This window comes from Pseudomonas sp. HLS-6 TE3448, assembly GCF_053629555.1.
Window position 1 is genome coordinate 626,724 of sequence record NZ_JBRJIO010000001.1, and the last position, 19,336, is coordinate 646,059.

Genomic DNA, 19,336 nt, shown 5'->3' on the forward strand with positions numbered 1-19,336 from the left:
GGACGTCGCCAGGATTCAGAAGCAACCCGCAAGACCGGCTCCAGTGAAACCCAAAGAGCCGACTTGCAGGCACACTTTCAACAACGCTTAACGCAGTTCCAGCACGTCCTGCATGTCATACAGGCCCGGCTCGCGCCCTTCCAGCCACAATGCGGCACGCACTGCACCCTTGGCGAAGGTCATGCGACTGGAGGCCTTGTGGGTGATCTCGACGCGCTCACCCTCAGCCGCGAACAACACGGTGTGATCGCCAACCACATCGCCGGCACGCACGGTAGCGAAGCCAATGGTCTGCCGATCACGGGCGCCGGTCTGACCTTCGCGACCATAGACCGCCACTTCCTGCAGGTTGCGACCCAAGGCCTGGGCAACCACCTCACCCATGCGAAGCGCCGTACCCGAAGGTGCATCGACCTTGTGCCGATGATGCGCCTCGATGATCTCGATATCGACGTCATCACCCAGCACGCGGGCAGCAGTGTCGAGCAGCTTCAAGCACAGGTTCACACCCACGCTGAAGTTGGCGGCGAAGACAATCGGAATCTCCTTGCTCGCCTCTACCAGCAGTTGCTTTTCTTCAGCACTGAAGCCGGTAGTACCGATCACCATGGCCTTGCCCGACTCACGGCAAAACGCCAGGTTTTTCAGCGTGACCGACGGGTGGGTGAAGTCGATCAGGACATCGAAGTCATCGACCACCTGCTCCAGACCACCCGACAGCGCCACACCAATACGACCCAGCGCTGCCAATTCACCAGCGTCCGCACCGATCAGCGTACTGCCCGGACGATCCACAGCCGCGGTCAGGCCCGCACCCTGCGCATGCTGCACAGCTTCGATCAGGGTTTTACCCATCCGCCCTGCAGCACCCATTACCGCTATACGTCGCATGCCCTGTTCCTTCTTACAGATCGCCGAAGAAGCGCTTTACGCCTTCGAACCAGCCACTGGCCTTGGGAGAATGGGAGCTGTCACAGTCCAGCGAATCGCGCAGCTCTTCGAGCAGTTCACGCTGACGGCGGCTCAGATTGACCGGCGTCTCGACTGCGACGCGGCACATCAGATCGCCCGCCGCACCGCCACGCACCGGGGCAACACCCTTGCCGCGCAGACGGAACTGCTTGCCGGTCTGAGTACCCTCAGGGATCTTCAGCTTGACCCGACCATCAAGGGTCGGCACTTCAAGCTCGCCACCCAGCGCAGCATCGGTGTAACTGATCGGCACTTCGCAATACAAATGCTTGCCATCACGCTGGAAGATCGCATGCTCGCGCACATTGATCACAACGTAAAGGTCGCCGGTAGGCCCACCATGGCTACCCGCCTCGCCCTCGCCAGACAGGCGGATGCGGTCTCCGGTATCGACACCGGCCGGCACCTTGACCGACAGCGTCTTGTACTCTTCGACACGCCCTTCGCCATGGCATGCATCGCAAGGATCGGTAATGATCTTGCCTTGGCCATGGCAACGCGGGCAGGTCTGCTGGACCGAGAAAAAGCCCTGCTGCATGCGCACCTGGCCAATACCACCACAGGTCGGACAGGTCGACGGCGAAGAGCCCTTCTTGGCACCGGAACCCTCGCACGGCGAGCAGTTCACCAGTGTCGGCACACGGATATTGACCGTGGTACCACGCACCGCTTCTTCGAGGTTCAGCTCCAGGGTGTAGCGCAGGTCACTGCCACGCTGGGCACCGCCACGGGAACCACCCCGGCCACCACCAAAGAAGTCGCTGAACACATCACCGAAGATATCGGAGAAGTTCGCACCGCCAAAGCCAGCACCGCCACCACCCATGCTAGGGTCGACGCCGGCATGGCCATACTGGTCATACGCCGCACGCTTGCTGCTATCGGACAGCACTTCGTAGGCCTCGTTGGCCTCCTTGAATTTTTCTTCCGACTCTTTGTCATCGGGATTACGGTCCGGGTGATGCTTCATCGCCAGACGACGATAAGCCTTCTTCAGCTCCGCCTCGCTGGAGCCGCGCTCTACACCCAGAACCTCGTAATAATCACGCTTTGCCATAAGTCTTTGTACTCTTGAGGACGTTCGGCAAACCTCTGCGCTACTCGCGCTATGCCGCCAGCATTCAAACCCGGTCGAATGCCGTAAAAATTCGGGTATTCCAGACACGCCAACGCGGGAGCAAGCCCCCGCGCGGCGACATCCTACCAGCCACCGCTAAAATGCAGTCAACCGGCCGACAACCTGTAGTAATTACTTGTTGTCTTTGACTTCTTCGAACTCGGCGTCGACTACATCGTCATGCTTGCCAGCTTCTTCCGCAGGCTTGGCAGCAGCTTCAGGCTTCTCGCCCTGCTCAGCGTACATTTTCTGAGCCACTGGCGCGGAGACCTTCGACAGCTCTTCGACCTTGGCATCGATGGCAGCCTTGTCATCGCCTTTAACGGCAGCTTCCAGCGCTACGACCGCAGCTTCGATAGCAGCCTTCTCTTCGGCAGTGACCTTGTCACCGGCATCAGCGACCATCTTGCGAGTCGAGTGCACCAGCGCATCACCCTGGTTACGGGCAGCGGCCAGCTCTTCAAACTTGCGGTCTTCCTCGGCGTTAGCCTCGGCATCACGCACCATGCGCTCGATTTCTTCGTCCGACAGACCGGAGTTGGCCTTGATCACGATCGACTGAGTCTTGCCAGTGGCCTTGTCTTTCGCACCAACGTGCAGGATACCGTTGGCGTCGATGTCGAAGGTCACTTCGATCTGAGGCACGCCACGTGGTGCTGGTGGAATGTCAGCCAGGTCGAACTTGCCCAGGGACTTGTTCTGTGCGGCTTGTTTACGCTCACCTTGCAGCACGTGAATGGTCACGGCGCTCTGATTGTCATCAGCGGTCGAGAACACCTGCGACTTCTTGGTCGGAATGGTGGTGTTTTTCTCGATCAGCGCGGTCATCACGCCACCCATGGTTTCAATACCCAGGGTCAGCGGGCTAACGTCCAGCAGCAGAACGTCTTTCACGTCACCTGCCAGAACGGCACCCTGGATAGCAGCACCCATGGCAACGGCTTCGTCAGGGTTGACGTCTTTACGCGCTTCTTTACCGAAGAAATCGGTAACGGCTTTCTGTACCAGCGGCATACGGGTCTGGCCGCCAACCAGGATCACGTCGTTGATCGAACCTACGTCGATACCGGCATCTTTCAGCGCGATACGGCAAGGCTCGATGGTGCGCTGAACCAGGTCTTCAACCAGCGATTCCAGCTTGGCGCGGGAGATCTTCACGTTCAGGTGCTTAGGACCGGTGGCATCTGCAGTGATGTACGGCAGGTTGACATCAGTCTGCTGGCTCGAAGACAGCTCGATCTTGGCTTTCTCAGCGGCCTCTTTCAGGCGCTGCATGGCCAGCGGGTCACCCTTGAGGTTCATGCCGCTTTCTTTCTTGAACTCGTCAACAAGGTAGTCGATCAGACGGATATCGAAGTCTTCACCACCGAGGAAGGTGTCACCGTTGGTTGCCAGTACTTCGAACTGGTGCTCACCATCAACCTCGGCGATCTCGATCACCGACACGTCGAAGGTACCGCCACCCAGGTCGTAAACGATCACGGTGTGATCGCCCTTGGCCTTGTCCATACCGTACGCCAGCGCAGCAGCGGTAGGTTCGTTGATGATGCGCTTGACGTCCAGACCAGCAATACGACCGGCATCCTTGGTAGCTTGACGCTGGCTGTCGTTGAAGTAGGCAGGCACGGTAATAACCGCTTCAGTCACTGCCTCGCCGAGGTAGTCTTCGGCGGTCTTCTTCATCTTTTTCAGGATTTCAGCCGAGATTTGTGGCGGCGCCATTTTCTGGCCGTTCACTTCAACCCAAGCGTCGTTGTTGTCCGCCTTGACGATCTTGTAAGGGACCATCTGGATGTCTTTCTGAACGACTTCTTCATCGAAACGACGACCGATCAGACGCTTTACCGCGTACAGGGTGTTGTGCGGGTTGGTGACAGCCTGACGCTTGGCCGACTGACCGACCAGAATCTCGCCATCGTTGGCGTAAGCGATGATCGATGGGGTGGTACGCGCGCCTTCGGCGTTCTCGATAACCTTGACGTTACCGTTTTCCAGAATGGAGACGCAGGAGTTGGTGGTCCCCAGGTCGATACCGATGATTTTACCCATGTTAACTCTCCCGAAACTTGAATAAGGTTGCCGCAGCAGTGCTGGCTAACTGCGGTAATACTTGAATGCTTGACACCTAAATGGGGACGCCCCGGACGATTTCAAGCCTGCTCGTCAATCGACGGCGAAACCGGCGCCGGCGCCTTGCTGACCACAACCATGGCTGGGCGCAGCAGACGACCATTGAGCTGATAGCCCTTCTGGAACACTTTCAACACGCTGTTAGGCTCTACCTCAGCGCTTTCCTGCATGGCCATGGCCTGGTGATGCTCAGCATTGAACGGCTCGCCATGCGGGTCGATGGCTTCAAGGTTGAAGCGCTTGAGGGTGTCGTGGAACATTTTCAGCGTCAGCTCAATGCCTTCACGCATTGGGCGAATGCTTTCATCATCGGCGCTGGAAAGCTCCAGACCGCGCTCCAGGCTATCGATGACCGGCAGCAGGTCGCCAGCGAACTTTTCCAGGGCGAACTTGTGGGCCTTCTCGATATCCTGCTCAGCACGACGGCGAATGTTCTGCAGATCGGCTGCCGCACGCAGAGATTGATCCTGGGCCGCCGCCAGCTGCTCTTCGAGCACCTGAACGCGAGCATTGAGGTCGTCGCCGGTCGCGCCTGCGGATTTGTCGGCGTTCAGATTCTGTTCGTCCAGCATCTGTTCGTCAGCCATAAAATCTCTCCTTTCAATTTTGTCAGCGAGCTGAACTCGCGCATCTGCCGCCTATATGGGGTCGCAAAATGCAGGTTCAAGGGCTGAAATCAGCAGAAGCACACCCGCGCTATGATCACTCGCGATCAAAAGCCACCTCACTCAAGCAAACAGAGCTAAAACCAAGCATTGTCAGCCGATTTGAAAACACTGTATAAATAACCAGACTTAACACTTGGGAGCCGCCCCAATGCTGGTGCATCTGTCTGTACATAATTACGCCATCGTCGAACACCTGGACCTCGAACTGTCCCGTGGCATGAGCGTCATCACTGGCGAAACCGGGGCCGGCAAGTCGATCATGCTTGACGCCTTGGGCCTGACACTCGGCGACCGGGCCGACAGTGGCGTGGTACGCCCAGGTGCAGACAAAGCCGACATCCTGGCCACCTTCGACCTGGTCGACATCCCCGAGGCTCGAGCCTGGCTGGCCGAGCGCGACCTGGACACCGACGGCCCCTGCATCCTGCGGCGCGTCATCACTGCCGAGGGGCGTACCCGCGGCTACATCAACGGCACCCCCTGCCCGCTGAGCGACCTCAAGGCATTGGGCGAACTGCTGATCGACATTCACAGCCAACACGAACATCAGTCGCTGCTGAAATCCGACACCCATCGCCGCCTGCTTGACGAATACGCCGGCGCCACCGACCTCGCCCGCCAGGTGCAGCTGGCGGCCCAGCGCTGGCGACAAACGCGCCAGGAACTGGAGCGCCTGTCCAACTCCAGCGAAGAGCAGCAGGCTCGTCACCAGTTGTTGAGCTATCAACTGGAAGAGCTGGACAACCTGGGCCTTGGGGAAGATGAGCTGGAGCAACTGGAGCAGGAACACAAGAACCTGACCAACGCAGAGGCCCTGTTCGGCATTTGCCGCCAGGTCATCGACCATTGCAGCGAAAGCGATTCGGGCAATGTACTCAGCGCACTGACCGCCAGCCTCAACCGCCTGACCGCTGTGCACAACGCCCCCAAAGCACTGGGCGAAGCTGCCAATCTGATTGCCAGCGCGCAGATTCAGGTCGAAGAGGCCGTAGGCGAACTCAATCGCTTCCTCGACAACTTCGATGCCGATCCAGCGCGCCTGCAACAACTGGAAGAACGCCTCGACACCATCTATACGCTGGCACGCAAGCATCGGGTTCATCCCACTGAACTGACTCAGTTGCAGTGCAAGCTGAGCAGCGAGCTTGGAACGCTCGACGCCAGTGATGAAGCAATCGAGCGCTTGAGCGAAGAACTCGCCGCCTATGCCCGCCATTACCAGGAAAAAGCCAGTGAGCTCAGCACGCTGCGCAGAGCCGCCGCGGACAGCCTGGCCTGCGCCGTGGAGCAAGAAATCCAGCGCCTGGGCATGCCCGGGGGGCGCTTCAACATTGCACTGCAGGCCAGCAACAGTGACGAACTACTGCCCCACGGCCTGGAACAGGTCGAACTGTTGGTCAGTGCCAACCCCGGCCAACCGCTCAAGGCGCTGGCCAAGGTAGCCTCCGGGGGCGAGTTGTCGCGCATCAGCCTGGCGATTCAGGTCATCACCGCACAAACATCGCGCATCCCGACACTGGTGTTCGATGAAGTCGACGTAGGTATTGGCGGCCCGACAGCCGAGATCGTCGGCCAACTGCTACGCCGACTGGGCGAGCGCGGCCAGGTACTTACGGTTACCCACCTGCCGCAAGTCGCCGCCCAAGGCCATCATCATTTATTCGTACACAAAGTACGCAACAGTGATGCGACCCACACGGCGGTCGCCAACCTGAGCAAACGTGAGCGCGTGGAGGAAGTGGCACGAATGCTCGGCGGCATTGACCTGACCAAAGAGTCCCTGGCCCACGCGCGCAAAATGGTCGTCACCAGCAAGGCCTGAAATATCCACTCACCAAAAATCACGAAGGCGACCCCAGGGTCGCCTTCTATGCCGTGCCTTAATGCTGGAAACGATTAACGCTTCTTGCGCACATACAGCACCAGATTGTGATCCACGAGCTCAAAGCCATGCTCGGCAACAATTTCTCTCTGGCGCTTTTCGATCTCGCTGTCGAAGAACTCGATCACTTCACCGGACTCCACATTGACCATGTGGTCGTGGTGGCCGCCATCAGCGAGCTCGAATACCGCGTGACCACCATCAAAGTTATGACGGACCACCAGGCCTGCCGCTTCGAACTGGGTCAGCACCCGGTAAACAGTGGCCAAGCCGACGTCCTCGCCTGCCTCCATCAACGCTTTGTAGACGTCCTCGGCGCTCATATGACGCTGCTCGGTTGAGTCAAGCATCTGTAGAATTTTGACTCGAGGCAGGGTCACCTTGAGACCGACTTTGCGTAGTTCGCTATTTTCAACCATGGTCAGCTTTCTCGCCGATGCTGCTTCGCAGCTTCTCTTAATACGGGTATGATCGGGGTTTACGTTGTCCAGCCAAGATAGTGGAAGTCGCCCACCGATGCAAAACACCAAGCTCTTGCTAACCAGCCTCACGTTTGTGGGACTGCTCGCACTCGCCGGTTGTTCATTCCCCGGGGTTTACAAAATCGACATCCAGCAGGGCAATGTCGTAACGCAAGACATGATAGACCAATTGCGCCCGGGAATGACCCGCCGGCAAGTGCGGTTTATCATGGGCAACCCACTGATTCAGGACACGTTCCACCCTAATCGCTGGGACTACCTGTACAGCCTGCAACCTGGTGGCGGCCAACGCCAGCAGGAACGCATGAGCGTTTTCTTCAACGAGAACGACCAACTGGCCAACCTGTCCGGCGACTTTATGCCAGGCGTGAGCCGTGACCAGGAGATCCTGGGGAGCGACGGCAATACCACCATCAGCCCGGCGCGCGGCAACGAAGCGGCTAAAGAAAAGCCCGCCAAAGCCGGCTCGCTGGAAGAGAAGCTGCAACGCGACGTGGATACCATCGAAGTTATCCCAGTGCCCGTGCAACAGCCGCTGGACACCTCGCCGCAGTAAGGCACACATAAAAAAGCCCGGATCATTCCGGGCTTTTTTATATCCGTTGTTTTTAGCGCTTGGCTTTTTTGAACACCCGAGCCACCTTGGCTGCACGCTGCTTGCGCACCTCTTTAGGGTCAACCAACAGCGGCCGGTACAACTCGATACGCTCCCCTGCCTCGACCAGGCGCTCAGCCGGATTGGGCACGACACGCCCAAAGATACCCAACGGGCACTCGCTCACGTCGACCCCTGCAAGCTGCTCGGCAATGCCGGACAGGCGCACCGCCTCGCTCACCGAAGTCCCTTCTGGAACGCTGCACGCCAGCAGCCACTGACGCTCGGCAGTTGCATAGACCACTTCAATTTCAAGCATCGTCTCAGCCATTGAGTTGCTTTGCCCGCTGACAGAACGCATCAACCAGGGTATTGGCGGCCTGATTGAAGAGTGGGCCCAAGGTGGCCCGCACCAGCGGACCGGCATAGTCGAACGACAGGTCAAGGCTGATCTTGCAGGCCTTTTCGTTCAATGCCTTGAACACCCAGACACCGTGCAACTGGTTGAACGGCCCTTCCTCCAGGTTCATTTCGATCGACTGCCCGGGTACCAGCACATTACGCGTCACAAAGCGCTGGCTCATGCCACCCTTGGCAACCTCCAGGCTGGCGCGCATCTGCGTATCACTGGCCTCAAGCACCGTGCTCGATGAACACCAAGGCAGAAACTCCGGATAACGCGCCACGTCATTGACCAGATCGTAAAGCGCCTGGGCAGGGTAAGGCAGCAGGGCCGAACGTTGAATATGGGTAGTCATCCAGGCGTCACTTCCAAAGCTGAGCGGCAAACACAATCAGAATGCCGAGGGGCGCCACATAGCGCATCAAGAAGAAGGTCAGAGCAAACAGCAGCGGGCTGCGCATGGCCAATTCCTCGCGCACCGCTTCACGCCCCATGATCCAACCCGCGAATATCACAAAGCACAAACCACCCAGCGGCAACATGATGCGCGAGGTAAAGAAGTCGATCACCCCGAAAAAGTCCAGGCCGGCCTTGGCGCCCCATTCATAGAGCCGAAAGCCACTTTCATCGCTCACAAAGAACTTTGCCTGCTGCCAGACGTTGAACGAGAACACCGTGCCCAGGCCCACCAACCAGCAACTGAATGCCAGCCACGTGGTGATCCAGCCACGCCGCACACCCGTACGCTCAACCAGGTAGGCAACCATTGGCTCAAGCAGTGAAATTGCCGAGCTCCAGGCAGCCACTGCCACTAGAACAAAGAATACGACGCCCATCAACTGGCCGAAGGCCACATTGCCGAAGGCGAATGGCAATGCGACAAACATCAACCCTGGCCCTTCGCTGGGGTTCAAACCGGCGGCAAACACAATTGGAAACAACGCCAGACCGGCAAGCAACGATACAAAGGTATCAAGCAGGGCCACCGACACAATCGTACCGGCAATCGATGATTGCTTCGGCATGTATGCGCCATAAATCAGCAGAGAACCGACACCAACACTCAGCGAGAAGAACGCATGCCCCATGGCTGGAAGCAGGCCATCCATCAGGCGCGACGGATCGAAGTCGAACATGAAGTGCACGCCCTGCATGAAGTGCCCGGTGGTCAGGCTGTAGCCCAGCAGGATTACCAGCAGCAGAAACAGCAGCGGCATCATGATGCGCAGGCTGCGCTCCAGCCCGGCGACAACGCCCCTGGCGATCACGACCGCAGACAGCGCCATGAACAGGCTGTGCCAGAGCACCAGGCGCCAAGGATCACTGATCACACCATTGAAGTAGGCGCCCACCTGGTCGGCCGTCACACCTTGAAAATCACCCCGCCCCATGTCGAGGATGTAGTCAAACGACCACCCGCCCACAACGCTGTAAAACGAGAGAATCAACAATGCGGTAAGCATGCCGGCGAAGGCCCACCAGGACCAGCGCGGCGAGTGGCCGGTTTCAACTGCCAGATCACGCAAGGCATTGGCCGGGCTTTGCCGGGTACGCCGCCCGATCAAGGTTTCGGCCAGCATCACCGGAATACCGATCAAGGCGATGCAGGCAAGGAAAACCAGGACAAAGGCACCCCCACCGTAAACCCCGACCATGTAGGGGAATTTCCAGATGCTCCCCAGGCCTACCGCTGCGCCTGTCGCCGCCAGCACGAATACCCAGCGACTGGCCCAGCCACCATGGACAGAAACCTTGTCCGTCGACATCGACACACTCAACTCAGAAAAAAGAGCGCGCATTGTCCGGGATTCACTCCGGCGGCTCAAGCGCACCGCAACCCCGTAGCCGACAGCGCAGCGACTGCCTATAATGCCGCCCCTATGGCTAAAAAAACGAAACACCCCACAGGGACCATCGCGCAGAATAAAAAGGCGCGACACGATTACTTCATCGAGCACAAGTTCGAGGCCGGTTTGGTCCTGGCCGGTTGGGAAGTAAAGAGTCTGCGTGCCGGCAAGGCGCACCTGACGGACAGCTACGTGGTGCTCAAGGATGGCGAGGCATGGCTGATGGGTAGCCATATCACGCCACTGACCACGGCCAGCACCCACGTCATTGCCGACCCGACACGTACCCGCAAACTGCTGCTCAACCGCCGCGAGCTCGAGCGCCTGCATGCGGCTGTGCAGCAGAAGGGCTACACCTGCGTCGCCTTGTCGATCTACTGGAGCAAGCACTTGATCAAGTGCGAAATTGCGCTAGGTAAAGGCAAGAAGGAATACGACAAGCGCGATACCCAGCGCGAGCGTGATTCCGACCGCGAACTGCAGCGCGCAGTGCGCAGCAAGGGCCGGGAAGACTAACGCCCGCCACACCCTGGCACCGGCATGGCCGGCCCCTGAAAAGCGGCTGGCTAGCGGCCTTTGCGGCGCTCGGCCCGGGCAACCCGTTGCACTTCCTGACGCACCTCTTCGAGGACTTCCTGCACATACAGAATGTGCCGGCTAGACACCTCACGAGCATCTTGCGCACGCCCCTCGACAATCGCCAGATACAAATCACGGTGCTGGGCAATCAGCATGTCGCGTGTCTCGCTGCGCTGCTTGTACATACCGCCAATGTTGGTCACAACGTTGCGCTTGAGCAAGTCGAACAACCCACGAATGGTATGCAACAGAACAGCATTGTGGCTGGCCTCGGCAATCGCCAGGTGAAAACTCGCATCGGCAGCCCCCTCCTCGGCCCGACTGACTTCATCGGCACGGGCGTAGCAATCCTGAAGCGCATCGAAGGCGGCTTTCAGTCGCTCGCGATCAACCTCGGTTGCACGAATCGCCGCATAGTAGGCACACGAGGCCTCCAGGGTGTGCCGGAACTCAAGCAGATCACGCTGCGCTTCAGGATTATTCTCAAGCAGCAGTAACAATGGATCACTGAACGTCGAGCCCAGCGACTCAGCCACGTAGTTACCGCCACCCTGGCGACTCACCAGCATGCCCCGGGCCACCAGTTTCTGGATGGCTTCACGCAACGACGGCCGTGAAACACCAAACTGCTCAGCCAGCAACCGCTCGGCCGGCAATCGCTCGCCAGCAGTCAAAGTGCCTTCAAGAATCATCCCCTCAAGCCGTTCGACAATGTCATCGGACAAACGGCGCTGGCGGACCTGATCGAAAACCATCACGTACTCTCCACTATCCCGGGCACCTCCGGAGCCGCCTATTCTGGCGTATCCACACCCGATCGACACCCATCAGTTTGCATCTTTCCAGACCACTCAGGCGTCTTTTCCTACGTCCTGATACGAAAGTTTCGCCGAGGCAAATTGACACACCCCCGGCACGGCTTTTAACCTAGCGCCACGACATTGTAAATTGGTATTACCAATTAACCAACTGTCAGCGCACGACCAACAACAATTAGGGGCCACCCCATATGCAAACCTGGCAACAGATCTACAGTCCGCTTGGCAGTCTTGGCTTGTCCGCTATGGCGGCAGTCATCCCCATCGTGTTCTTCTTCCTGGCTCTGGCCGTATTCCGCCTCAAAGGCCACATCGCTGGCAGCATTACCCTGGCGTTGTCGATCCTGGTAGCGATCATTGCGTTCCAGATGCCTGCCGACATGGCGTTCGCCGCTGCCGGCTATGGCTTTGCCTATGGCCTGTGGCCCATTGCCTGGATCATCGTCGCCGCCGTCTTCCTGTACAAATTGACGGTCAAGAGCGGTCAGTTCGAAGTCATCCGCAGCTCGGTGTTGTCGATTACCGACGACCAACGCCTGCAGGTGCTGCTGATTGGCTTCTGCTTCGGTGCGTTCCTTGAGGGTGCGGCCGGCTTCGGCGCACCTGTGGCCATCACCGCAGCGTTGCTGGTAGGCCTGGGCTTCAACCCGCTCTACGCTGCCGGCCTGTGCCTGATCGCCAACACCGCGCCAGTAGCATTCGGCGCCTTGGGCATCCCGATCATCGTGGCCGGACAAGTCACCGGCATCGACGCGTTCAAGATTGGCGCCATGACCGGTCGTCAACTGCCACTGCTGTCGATGTTCGTACCGTTCTGGCTGGTGTTCATGATGGACGGCCTGCGCGGCGTCAAAGAGACCTGGCCAGCAGCGCTGGTCGCCGGCCTGAGCTTCGCCGTCACTCAGTACTTCACCTCCAACTTCATCGGCCCGGAACTGCCGGACATCACCTCGGCCTTGGCCAGCCTGATCTCCCTGACCCTGTTCCTGAAGGTCTGGCAGCCCAAGCGCTCGTTCGCAACAGCCAACGCCAGCGTAGGCGCGGCTGCAGTTCAGAGCGCTGGCGGCTTTGGTCAGCCACGCACGACCCAGCCGTCGCCTTACAGCCTGGGTGAAATTTTCAAAGCCTGGTCGCCGTTCCTGATCCTCACCGTGCTGGTCACCATCTGGACCCTGAAGCCGTTCAAGGCGATGTTCGCCGCTGGCGGCTCGATGTACAGCTGGGTGTTCAACTTTGCCATCCCGCACCTGGATCAACTGGTCATCAAGAGCGCACCGATCGTTGCCAACCCAACGGCGATCCCGGCGGTGTTCAAACTTGACCCGATCTCGGCCACCGGTACGGCGATTTTCTTCTCTGCCCTGATCTCGATGCTGGTACTGAAGATCAACATCAAAACTGGTCTGACCACTTTGAAAGAGACCTTCTACGAGCTGCGCTGGCCCATTCTTTCGATTGGCATGGTGCTGGCCTTTGCCTTCGTCACCAACTACTCGGGCATGTCCTCGACGATGGCTCTGGTGCTGGCCGGTACAGGCGCTGCGTTCCCGTTCTTCTCGCCGTTCCTGGGTTGGCTGGGCGTGTTCCTGACCGGTTCGGACACCTCGTCCAACGCGCTGTTCAGCTCGCTGCAAGCCACCACCGCACACCAGATCGGGGTCAACGACACCCTGCTGGTTGCGGCCAACACCAGCGGCGGCGTTACCGGCAAGATGATTTCGCCACAGTCCATCGCTGTCGCCTGCGCCGCCACCGGCCTGGTCGGCAAAGAGTCGGACCTGTTCCGCTTCACGCTTAAGCACAGCCTGTTCTTTGCCACCATCGTCGGCCTGATCACCCTGATCCAGGCGTACTGGCTGACCGGCATGCTGGTGCACTGATTCACGTTACGCTTGATGCAATAAACCTGGCGCGGGCACGCTCGCGCCAGTTGTTCAACAACCCCGCCTGCAAGGTTGCCGAAAGCTTCGCTGGATAAAGTGCCGGCAGCACGCAGGATGGATAACCGGGCCCACCCGGAGACACGCCTGATGAGCGACCTGTTTTACAACGCCGTGCCTAACGCCACCCGCGTCGCACCGCCACTGCCCCAACCACGGGAATACCCACAACACAAACCCGCGAAGGTCTACCTGTTCGGTACCTGTGTGGTCGATCTGTTCTACCCGGAAGCGGGCATGGACGCGATCCGCCTGCTGGAGCGTGAGGGCATTCGTGTCGAGTACCCCCAAGGCCAGAGCTGCTGTGGTCAACCGGCTTACACCAGCGGTTACACCGAGCAGGCCCGGGAAGTGGCCAGGGCACAACTGGCGCTGTTTGCCGGCGATTATCCGGTGGTCGTCCCGTCTGGCTCGTGTGCGGGCATGATTCGCGAACACTATGCGGACCTGTTCCACGACGAACCTGCCACACTGCAACAGGTCAAGGCGCTTGCGGCGCGTACCTATGAGCTGGCCGAATTCCTCCTGCATGTGTGCAAGGTACAACTGCAGGACAGCGGTAATCCGGTCAAAGTGGCGCTGCATACCTCATGCTCGGCACGCCGGGAAATGAACACCCATGTACACGGTCGTGCGCTGCTGGCACAACTGGGTAATGTGGAACGGGTCGAACACGACCATGAAAGCGAATGTTGTGGCTTTGGCGGCACCTTCAGCGTCCGTATGCCAGACATTAGCGGTGCAATGGTCGCAGACAAGACCCGCGCCCTGAAAGACTCCGGTGCCCACCAGGTGGTGAGCGCCGACTGCGGTTGCCTGATGAACATCAACGGCGCCCTGGAAAAACAGCGTGAAGCGCTGCGCGGTCAACACTTGGCCAGCTTCCTCTGGCAACGTACCGGGGGTGGTCAATGAGCACGCCATCGCTGATTCCGACCGTCGAGGTGCAGGACGATTTTCGCGCTCGGGCTCACAAGGCCCTGGGCGATCAACAACTGCGGAACAACTTCCGCAGCGCCATGGACTCGCTGATGACCAAGCGCGCCGTGGCGTTCAGTGATGCTCATGAACGTGAGCATCTGCGCGCATTGGGTAACGCCATTCGCGCTCGCGCATTATCCAAGCTGCCCGACTTGCTCGAGCAGCTTGAGCAGAACCTGACTCGCAATGGTGTGAAGGTACACTGGGCGGAAACGGTGGACGAAGCCAATGGCATCGTCCTCTCGATCATCCGGGCTCACGAGGCCCGGCAAGTGATCAAGGGCAAATCGATGGTCAGCGAAGAAATGGAGATGAACCATGTCCTCGCTGAACAGGGTATTGAATGCCTGGAATCGGACATGGGCGAGTTCATCGTCCAGCTCGACCACGAGAAGCCTTCTCATATAATTATGCCGGCAATCCATAAGAATGCCGGCCAGGTCGCGTCCTTGTTCCACGACAAACTTGGCGTGGAGTACACCAAGGACGTTGACCAACTTATTCAGATCGGCCGCCGGGTACTGCGTGAGAAGTTCTTCGAGGCTGATGTCGGCGTCTCCGGGGTGAACTTCGCGGTTGCCGAAACCGGCACCTTGCTGCTGGTAGAAAACGAAGGCAACGGGCGTATGTCTACCACCGTGCCGCCGGTGCATATTGCCGTGACCGGCATCGAAAAAGTGGTCGAGAACCTGCGCGATGTGGTGCCGCTGCTGTCGTTGCTGACCCGCTCCGCACTCGGCCAGCCGATCACCACCTACGTCAACATGATCTCCGGCCCACGCAAGGCAGAAGAGCTCGACGGCCCACAGGAAGTCCACCTGGTGCTGCTCGACAACGGCCGCAGCCAGGCCTTCGCCGACAGCGAACTGCGCCAGACCCTGAACTGCATCCGCTGTGGCGCCTGCATGAACCATTGCCCGGTCTACACCCGCATTGGTGGCCATACCTACGGTGAGGTCTACCCCGGCCCTATCGGCAAGATCATCACCCCTCACATGGTCGGCCTGGCCAAGGTTCCAGACCACCCGAGCGCGTCATCGCTGTGCGGTGCCTGTGGTGAAGTTTGCCCGGTGAAGATCCCGATTCCAGCCCTGCTGCGCCGCTTGCGCGAAGAAAACGTGAAAGCGCCGGACAGCCCGCATCAAGTCATGCGTGGCCAAGGCAGCAAGTACTCACGCAAGGAACGGATGATCTGGAACTTCTGGGTTCGCCTGAATACATCGCCAGGGCTTTACCGCCTGTTCGGTTTCTTCGCTACCCGCTTGCGCCAGTGGGTGCCGAACAACGTCGGCCCCTGGACACAGAACCACAGCGCCCCGAAACCGGCTGCCCGCTCGCTGCATGAGCTGGCGCGTGAACACCTGGCCAAGCAGGACAAGCACTGATGAGCGCAAAACAGAACATCCTCGCCAAACTGCGCAAGAGCCTCAGCGGCACCACACCGCTGGCCGACAATTTCGATGAAGCGCTGGTCACCGAACCTTGGCGCTATGCTCCCGAGCAACGCATTGCCCAACTGCGCAAGTTGATGGAAGCGGTGCATACCGAAATCCACCTGACGACCGCTGCCGATTGGCCGCAGCGCGTGGCGCAACTGATGCGCGAACGCCAACTGCCCAGCCTGCTGATCGCCCCGGCCACGGCTCATGGCCAGCAGCTGTCGGCCTACTGGCAGCAATGCGGCGACCTGCCGCCACTCAAGGCCTACGACCGGCCCGTGGAAGAGTGGAAAGCCGAGCTGTTCAATGACACACCGGCCAGCCTCACCGGCACCCTGGGCGCGATCGCCGCGACTGGCAGCCTGATCGTCTGGCCAACCCCACAGGAACCACGCTTGATGAGCCTGGTGCCGCCGGTGCATTTCGCCCTGCTCAAGGCCAGCGAAATCCATGACAACTTCTACGAGGTCCAACAGAAGTTTTCCTGGGCCGCCGGCATGCCGACCAACGCCCTGCTGATCTCCGGCCCCTCGAAAACAGCCGACATCGAGCAGGTACTGGCCTACGGCGCCCACGGCCCGAAAGACCTGGTGGTGTTGATCCTGGAGGACCAATGAGCCTACCTGCCACGTTTCTGCACGACGTTCAGCGGCTGATCCCCAAGGACCGCCGCTTCGATGATCCAACCTCAACGTTAGCCTTCGGTACCGACGCCAGTTTCTATCGACTGATCCCCAAGCTGGTGATTCGTGTCGAGTCTGAGGATGAAGTGGTCGCCCTGCTCAAACTGGCTCAACGTGACCACGTGCCAGTGACCTTCCGAGCGGCGGGCACCAGCCTGTCCGGGCAAGCCATCAGCGACTCGGTGCTGATCGTCCTGGGCGACAACTGGAACGGGCGCGAAATCCGCACCCAGGGCCAGCAGATCCGTCTGCAACCCGGAGTGATTGGCGCGCAGGCAAACGCCTGGCTGGCCCCCTTCGGGCGCAAGATCGGCCCTGACCCGGCCTCGATCAACGCCTGCAAGATCGGCGGCATCGTTGCCAACAACGCCAGCGGCATGTGCTGTGGCACCGCCCAGAACACCTACCACACGCTGGCCGGCATGCGCCTGGTGCTGGCCGATGGCACGCGCCTGGACAGCGAAGACCCAGCCAGTGTCCGCGCCTTCGAGCAGAGCCACGCCGCACTGCTGGACGAACTCGCACGGCTTGGCCGCGAGACACGCGCCAACACCGAACTGGCTGCGAAAATCCGCCACAAATACCGCCTGAAGAACACCACCGGTCTCTCGCTCAATGCCCTGATCGACTACGACCAGCCGCTGGATATCCTCTCCCACCTGATGGTCGGCTCCGAGGGTACCTTGGGCTTCATCAGTGCGGTCACCTACGACACCGTCATCGACCACCCGCACAAGGCTTCGGCTCTGATCGTCTTCCCGGATGTGGAGACCTGCTGCACCGCCGTCAGCGTCCTGAAGAGCCAGCCCGTTTCAGCCGTCGAGCTGCTTGACCGTCGCAGCCTGCGTTCAGTGCAAGACAAGCCGGGAATGCCGGCCTTCGTCCAGCAACTGTCGGAAAGCGCCTGCGCGCTGCTGATCGAGTCGCGCGCCGCCAGCCAGGCACTGCTGCATGAGCAGCTTGCACAGATCATGGCCTCGCTGGCACCGTTTCCGGTGGAAAAGCAGGTGGACTTCACCGAAGACGCCAAAGAAAACGCCAAGCTCTGGGCTATTCGTAAAGACACCTTCCCGGCCGTCGGCGCCGTGCGCAAAACCGGCACGACGGTAATCATCGAAGACGTGACCTTCCCGGTGGAACAACTGGCCATCGGCGTGAACCGCCTGATCGCCCTGTTCGACAAACACCACTACGACGAAGCGATCCTGTTTGGTCATGCACTGGAAGGCAACCTGCACTTCGTCTTCACCCAAGGCTTCAACAGCGCCGAGGAAGTCGCACGCTACCAGGCGTTCATGGACGACGTGGCGCACCTGGTGGCCGTCGAGTTCGGCGGCTCGCTGAAGGCCGAGCACGGCACCGGGCGCAACATGGCACCGTTCGTCGAACTGGAATGGGGCGAGGACGCCTACCAACTGATGTGGTCGCTCAAGCGCCTGCTTGACCCCAACGGCATCCTCAACCCGGATGTAGTGCTCAGCCAAGACCCACAGATCCACTTGAAGAACCTCAAGCCGTTGCCGGCGGCCGACGAAATCGTCGACAAGTGCATCGAGTGCGGGTTCTGCGAGCCGGTCTGCCCGTCCAAGGGGCTGACCCTCAGCCCACGTCAACGCATCGTCATGTGGCGTGACATCCAGGCCAAGAAGCGCGCCGGCATTGATACCCGAGAACTGGAGCGCGACTACCAGTACCAAGGCATCGATACCTGTGCCGCTACCGGCCTGTGCGCACAGCGTTGCCCGGTAGGCATCAACACGGGCGAACTGGTGAAGAAACTTCGCGGCCAGGCCGCACAGCATGTAAAAACAGCGGACTGGCTGGCCGAGCACTTCCACTCGGCGCTCAGCGGAGCCCGCCTGACCCTGATGGCCGCCGATACGGCACGCAAGCTGCTCGGCGCGCCGCGCCTGGCCCGTATCAGCAACACACTGAGCGAGCTCAGCAAGGGCCGTATACCGCAGTGGACGGCAGCCATGCCGCAGCCGCTCAAAGCCATGCGTTTCAGCCCGAGCAGCCACGATGCCCGCCCCCGCGTGGTGTACCTGGCCGCCTGCGTTTCGCGGGTCATGGGCCCAGCCGCGGGCGACCGTGAGCAGACCTCACTGCTGGACAAAACCCGTGCGCTGCTGGAAAAGGCCGGTTACCAGGTGGTCTTCCCCGAGAATCAGGACGGCCTCTGCTGCGGCCAGCCGTTTGCCTCCAAGGGCTACGCAGAACAGGCCGAGCACAAACGCCAGGAACTCATCAGCGCACTGCTGCATGCCAGCCGCGGCGGGCTCGACCCCATCTACTGCGACACCAGCCCCTGCACCCTGCGCCTGGTTCAGGACCTGGCCGACACACGACTGGACCTGTACGACCCTGTGCGCTTCATACGCACCCACCTGGTCGACAAACTGGAGTTCACACCGCAGGACGAACCGATTGCCGTCCACGTGACCTGCAGCACCCAGCACCTGGGCGAAAGCCAGGCACTGATCGACCTGGCGCGGCGCTGCAGCAAGCAGGTGGTGATTCCGGAAGGCATTCACTGCTGTGGTTTCGCTGGCGACAAGGGCTTTACCACACCGGAGCTCAATGCCCACTCACTGCGCAGCCTGAAGGATGCCGTGCAGCATTGCAGCGAAGGGATCTCCACCAGCCGCACCTGTGAAATAGGGCTGTCCAACCATGGCGGTATCGACTACCACGGCCTGGTTTACCTGGTGGACCGAGTCACACGGGCGCGCGCTATCTGAGTGCAACCATGGATCGCCAGCCTGGCCGGCGATCCATGGTGCCAGCAGACAGTCGACGT

17 protein-coding genes are annotated in these 19,336 nt (G+C 59.9%); 8 read left to right on the forward strand and 9 right to left on the reverse strand.

Features of this window, described 5'->3' with window-relative positions:
* Positions 1 to 87: 87 nt before the first annotated feature.
* The 4 genes from dapB to grpE form a co-directional block, all read right to left on the reverse strand.
* Positions 88 to 891 (reverse strand): 4-hydroxy-tetrahydrodipicolinate reductase, encoded by an 804-nt coding sequence (gene dapB / locus AB7M23_RS02960; protein WP_454240179.1) that lies wholly within the window; start codon positions 889 to 891, stop codon positions 88 to 90.
* Positions 892 to 904: 13 nt separating this feature from the next.
* Positions 905 to 2,029: a molecular chaperone DnaJ gene (dnaJ, locus tag AB7M23_RS02965; protein ID WP_065758253.1), complete on the reverse strand. Its 1,125-nt coding sequence runs from the start codon at positions 2,027 to 2,029 to the stop codon at positions 905 to 907.
* A gap of 192 nt (positions 2,030 to 2,221) precedes the next feature.
* Positions 2,222 to 4,138, reverse strand: coding sequence for a molecular chaperone DnaK (dnaK, locus tag AB7M23_RS02970; protein WP_065758252.1), 1,917 nt, complete (start codon positions 4,136 to 4,138; stop codon positions 2,222 to 2,224).
* Positions 4,139 to 4,239: 101 nt separating this feature from the next.
* Positions 4,240 to 4,806 (reverse strand): nucleotide exchange factor GrpE, encoded by a 567-nt coding sequence (grpE, locus tag AB7M23_RS02975; RefSeq protein ID WP_065758251.1) that lies wholly within the window; start codon positions 4,804 to 4,806, stop codon positions 4,240 to 4,242.
* Positions 4,807 to 5,035: 229 nt separating this feature from the next.
* Here grpE and recN point away from each other — a divergent pair, with 229 nt between their 5' ends.
* Positions 5,036 to 6,709, forward strand: coding sequence for a DNA repair protein RecN (gene recN, locus AB7M23_RS02980; protein WP_099775844.1), 1,674 nt, complete (start codon positions 5,036 to 5,038; stop codon positions 6,707 to 6,709).
* A gap of 74 nt (positions 6,710 to 6,783) precedes the next feature.
* Here recN and fur read toward each other — a convergent pair whose 3' ends face one another.
* Entirely contained in the window at positions 6,784 to 7,188 is a 405-nt protein-coding gene (gene fur, locus AB7M23_RS02985) for a ferric iron uptake transcriptional regulator (RefSeq protein WP_065758249.1), read from the reverse strand.
* A 97-nt stretch (positions 7,189 to 7,285) separates the two neighbouring features.
* Here fur and AB7M23_RS02990 point away from each other — a divergent pair, with 97 nt between their 5' ends.
* On the forward strand, positions 7,286 to 7,807 hold the full coding sequence (locus AB7M23_RS02990) for an outer membrane protein assembly factor BamE (protein WP_065758248.1): 522 nt from the start codon (positions 7,286 to 7,288) through the stop codon (positions 7,805 to 7,807).
* Positions 7,808 to 7,859: 52 nt separating this feature from the next.
* Here the strand turns inward: AB7M23_RS02990 and AB7M23_RS02995 are convergent, their stop codons facing one another.
* From AB7M23_RS02995 to AB7M23_RS03005, 3 genes are read right to left on the reverse strand one after another with little or no spacing between them, the layout of a single operon-like run.
* A complete protein-coding gene (locus AB7M23_RS02995) occupies positions 7,860 to 8,177 on the reverse strand; it encodes an RnfH family protein (protein ID WP_065758247.1) in 318 nt (105 codons plus the stop codon).
* Positions 8,170 to 8,604, reverse strand: a complete 435-nt coding sequence (locus AB7M23_RS03000; protein WP_065758246.1) for a type II toxin-antitoxin system RatA family toxin — start codon at positions 8,602 to 8,604, stop codon at positions 8,170 to 8,172. The genes AB7M23_RS02995 and AB7M23_RS03000 overlap by 8 nt, the downstream gene beginning before the upstream one ends.
* 7 nt (positions 8,605 to 8,611) lie before the next feature.
* On the reverse strand, positions 8,612 to 10,015 hold the full coding sequence (locus tag AB7M23_RS03005) for a sodium-dependent transporter (protein WP_065758245.1): 1,404 nt from the start codon (positions 10,013 to 10,015) through the stop codon (positions 8,612 to 8,614).
* Between the two features lie 114 nt (positions 10,016 to 10,129).
* Between AB7M23_RS03005 and smpB the strand changes: the two genes are divergently transcribed.
* Complete coding sequence (gene smpB / locus AB7M23_RS03010) at positions 10,130 to 10,612, forward strand: SsrA-binding protein SmpB (RefSeq protein ID WP_065758244.1); 483 nt, start codon at positions 10,130 to 10,132, stop codon at positions 10,610 to 10,612.
* A 50-nt stretch (positions 10,613 to 10,662) separates the two neighbouring features.
* Here the strand turns inward: smpB and AB7M23_RS03015 are convergent, their stop codons facing one another.
* Positions 10,663 to 11,430, reverse strand: coding sequence for a GntR family transcriptional regulator (locus tag AB7M23_RS03015; RefSeq protein ID WP_065758243.1), 768 nt, complete (start codon positions 11,428 to 11,430; stop codon positions 10,663 to 10,665).
* A gap of 254 nt (positions 11,431 to 11,684) precedes the next feature.
* Between AB7M23_RS03015 and AB7M23_RS03020 the strand changes: the two genes are divergently transcribed.
* The 5 genes from AB7M23_RS03020 to AB7M23_RS03040 all read left to right on the forward strand — a co-directional run bounded on the left by AB7M23_RS03020 (position 11,685) and on the right by AB7M23_RS03040 (position 19,277).
* On the forward strand, positions 11,685 to 13,373 hold the full coding sequence (locus tag AB7M23_RS03020) for a lactate permease LctP family transporter (RefSeq protein WP_454240180.1): 1,689 nt from the start codon (positions 11,685 to 11,687) through the stop codon (positions 13,371 to 13,373).
* Positions 13,374 to 13,523: 150 nt separating this feature from the next.
* Positions 13,524 to 14,348 carry a (Fe-S)-binding protein gene (locus AB7M23_RS03025; protein WP_065758241.1) on the forward strand — a complete coding sequence of 275 codons (825 nt, stop codon included), beginning with the start codon at positions 13,524 to 13,526 and terminating at the stop codon, positions 14,346 to 14,348.
* Positions 14,345 to 15,799 carry a LutB/LldF family L-lactate oxidation iron-sulfur protein gene (locus AB7M23_RS03030; protein WP_065758240.1) on the forward strand — a complete coding sequence of 485 codons (1,455 nt, stop codon included), beginning with the start codon at positions 14,345 to 14,347 and terminating at the stop codon, positions 15,797 to 15,799. Before AB7M23_RS03025 ends, AB7M23_RS03030 begins: the two co-directional genes overlap by 4 nt.
* A complete protein-coding gene (locus tag AB7M23_RS03035; RefSeq protein WP_099775849.1) occupies positions 15,799 to 16,470 on the forward strand; it encodes a LutC/YkgG family protein in 672 nt (223 codons plus the stop codon). Before AB7M23_RS03030 ends, AB7M23_RS03035 begins: the two co-directional genes overlap by 1 nt.
* The gene (locus tag AB7M23_RS03040; RefSeq protein ID WP_065758238.1) at positions 16,467 to 19,277 is read left to right on the forward strand and encodes an FAD-binding and (Fe-S)-binding domain-containing protein; all 2,811 of its coding nucleotides are present in this window, start codon (positions 16,467 to 16,469) and stop codon (positions 19,275 to 19,277) included. The genes AB7M23_RS03035 and AB7M23_RS03040 overlap by 4 nt, the downstream gene beginning before the upstream one ends.
* The last annotated feature ends 59 nt before the right edge of the window (positions 19,278 to 19,336 follow it).

Coding starts and splice junctions, on each gene's coding strand:
- dapB (WP_454240179.1), bottom strand. CDS start 891: ATGCGACGTATAGCGGTAATGGGTGCTGCAGGGCGGATGGGTAAAACC.
- dnaJ (WP_065758253.1), bottom strand. CDS start 2,029: ATGGCAAAGCGTGATTATTACGAGGTTCTGGGTGTAGAGCGCGGCTCC.
- dnaK (WP_065758252.1), bottom strand. CDS start 4,138: ATGGGTAAAATCATCGGTATCGACCTGGGGACCACCAACTCCTGCGTC.
- grpE (WP_065758251.1), bottom strand. CDS start 4,806: ATGGCTGACGAACAGATGCTGGACGAACAGAATCTGAACGCCGACAAA.
- recN (WP_099775844.1), top strand. CDS start 5,036: ATGCTGGTGCATCTGTCTGTACATAATTACGCCATCGTCGAACACCTG.
- fur (WP_065758249.1), bottom strand. CDS start 7,188: ATGGTTGAAAATAGCGAACTACGCAAAGTCGGTCTCAAGGTGACCCTG.
- AB7M23_RS02990 (WP_065758248.1), top strand. CDS start 7,286: ATGCAAAACACCAAGCTCTTGCTAACCAGCCTCACGTTTGTGGGACTG.
- AB7M23_RS02995 (WP_065758247.1), bottom strand. CDS start 8,177: ATGGCTGAGACGATGCTTGAAATTGAAGTGGTCTATGCAACTGCCGAG.
- AB7M23_RS03000 (WP_065758246.1), bottom strand. CDS start 8,604: ATGACTACCCATATTCAACGTTCGGCCCTGCTGCCTTACCCTGCCCAG.
- AB7M23_RS03005 (WP_065758245.1), bottom strand. CDS start 10,015: ATGTCGACGGACAAGGTTTCTGTCCATGGTGGCTGGGCCAGTCGCTGG.
- smpB (WP_065758244.1), top strand. CDS start 10,130: ATGGCTAAAAAAACGAAACACCCCACAGGGACCATCGCGCAGAATAAA.
- AB7M23_RS03015 (WP_065758243.1), bottom strand. CDS start 11,430: ATGGTTTTCGATCAGGTCCGCCAGCGCCGTTTGTCCGATGACATTGTC.
- AB7M23_RS03020 (WP_454240180.1), top strand. CDS start 11,685: ATGCAAACCTGGCAACAGATCTACAGTCCGCTTGGCAGTCTTGGCTTG.
- AB7M23_RS03025 (WP_065758241.1), top strand. CDS start 13,524: ATGAGCGACCTGTTTTACAACGCCGTGCCTAACGCCACCCGCGTCGCA.
- AB7M23_RS03030 (WP_065758240.1), top strand. CDS start 14,345: ATGAGCACGCCATCGCTGATTCCGACCGTCGAGGTGCAGGACGATTTT.
- AB7M23_RS03035 (WP_099775849.1), top strand. CDS start 15,799: ATGAGCGCAAAACAGAACATCCTCGCCAAACTGCGCAAGAGCCTCAGC.
- AB7M23_RS03040 (WP_065758238.1), top strand. CDS start 16,467: ATGAGCCTACCTGCCACGTTTCTGCACGACGTTCAGCGGCTGATCCCC.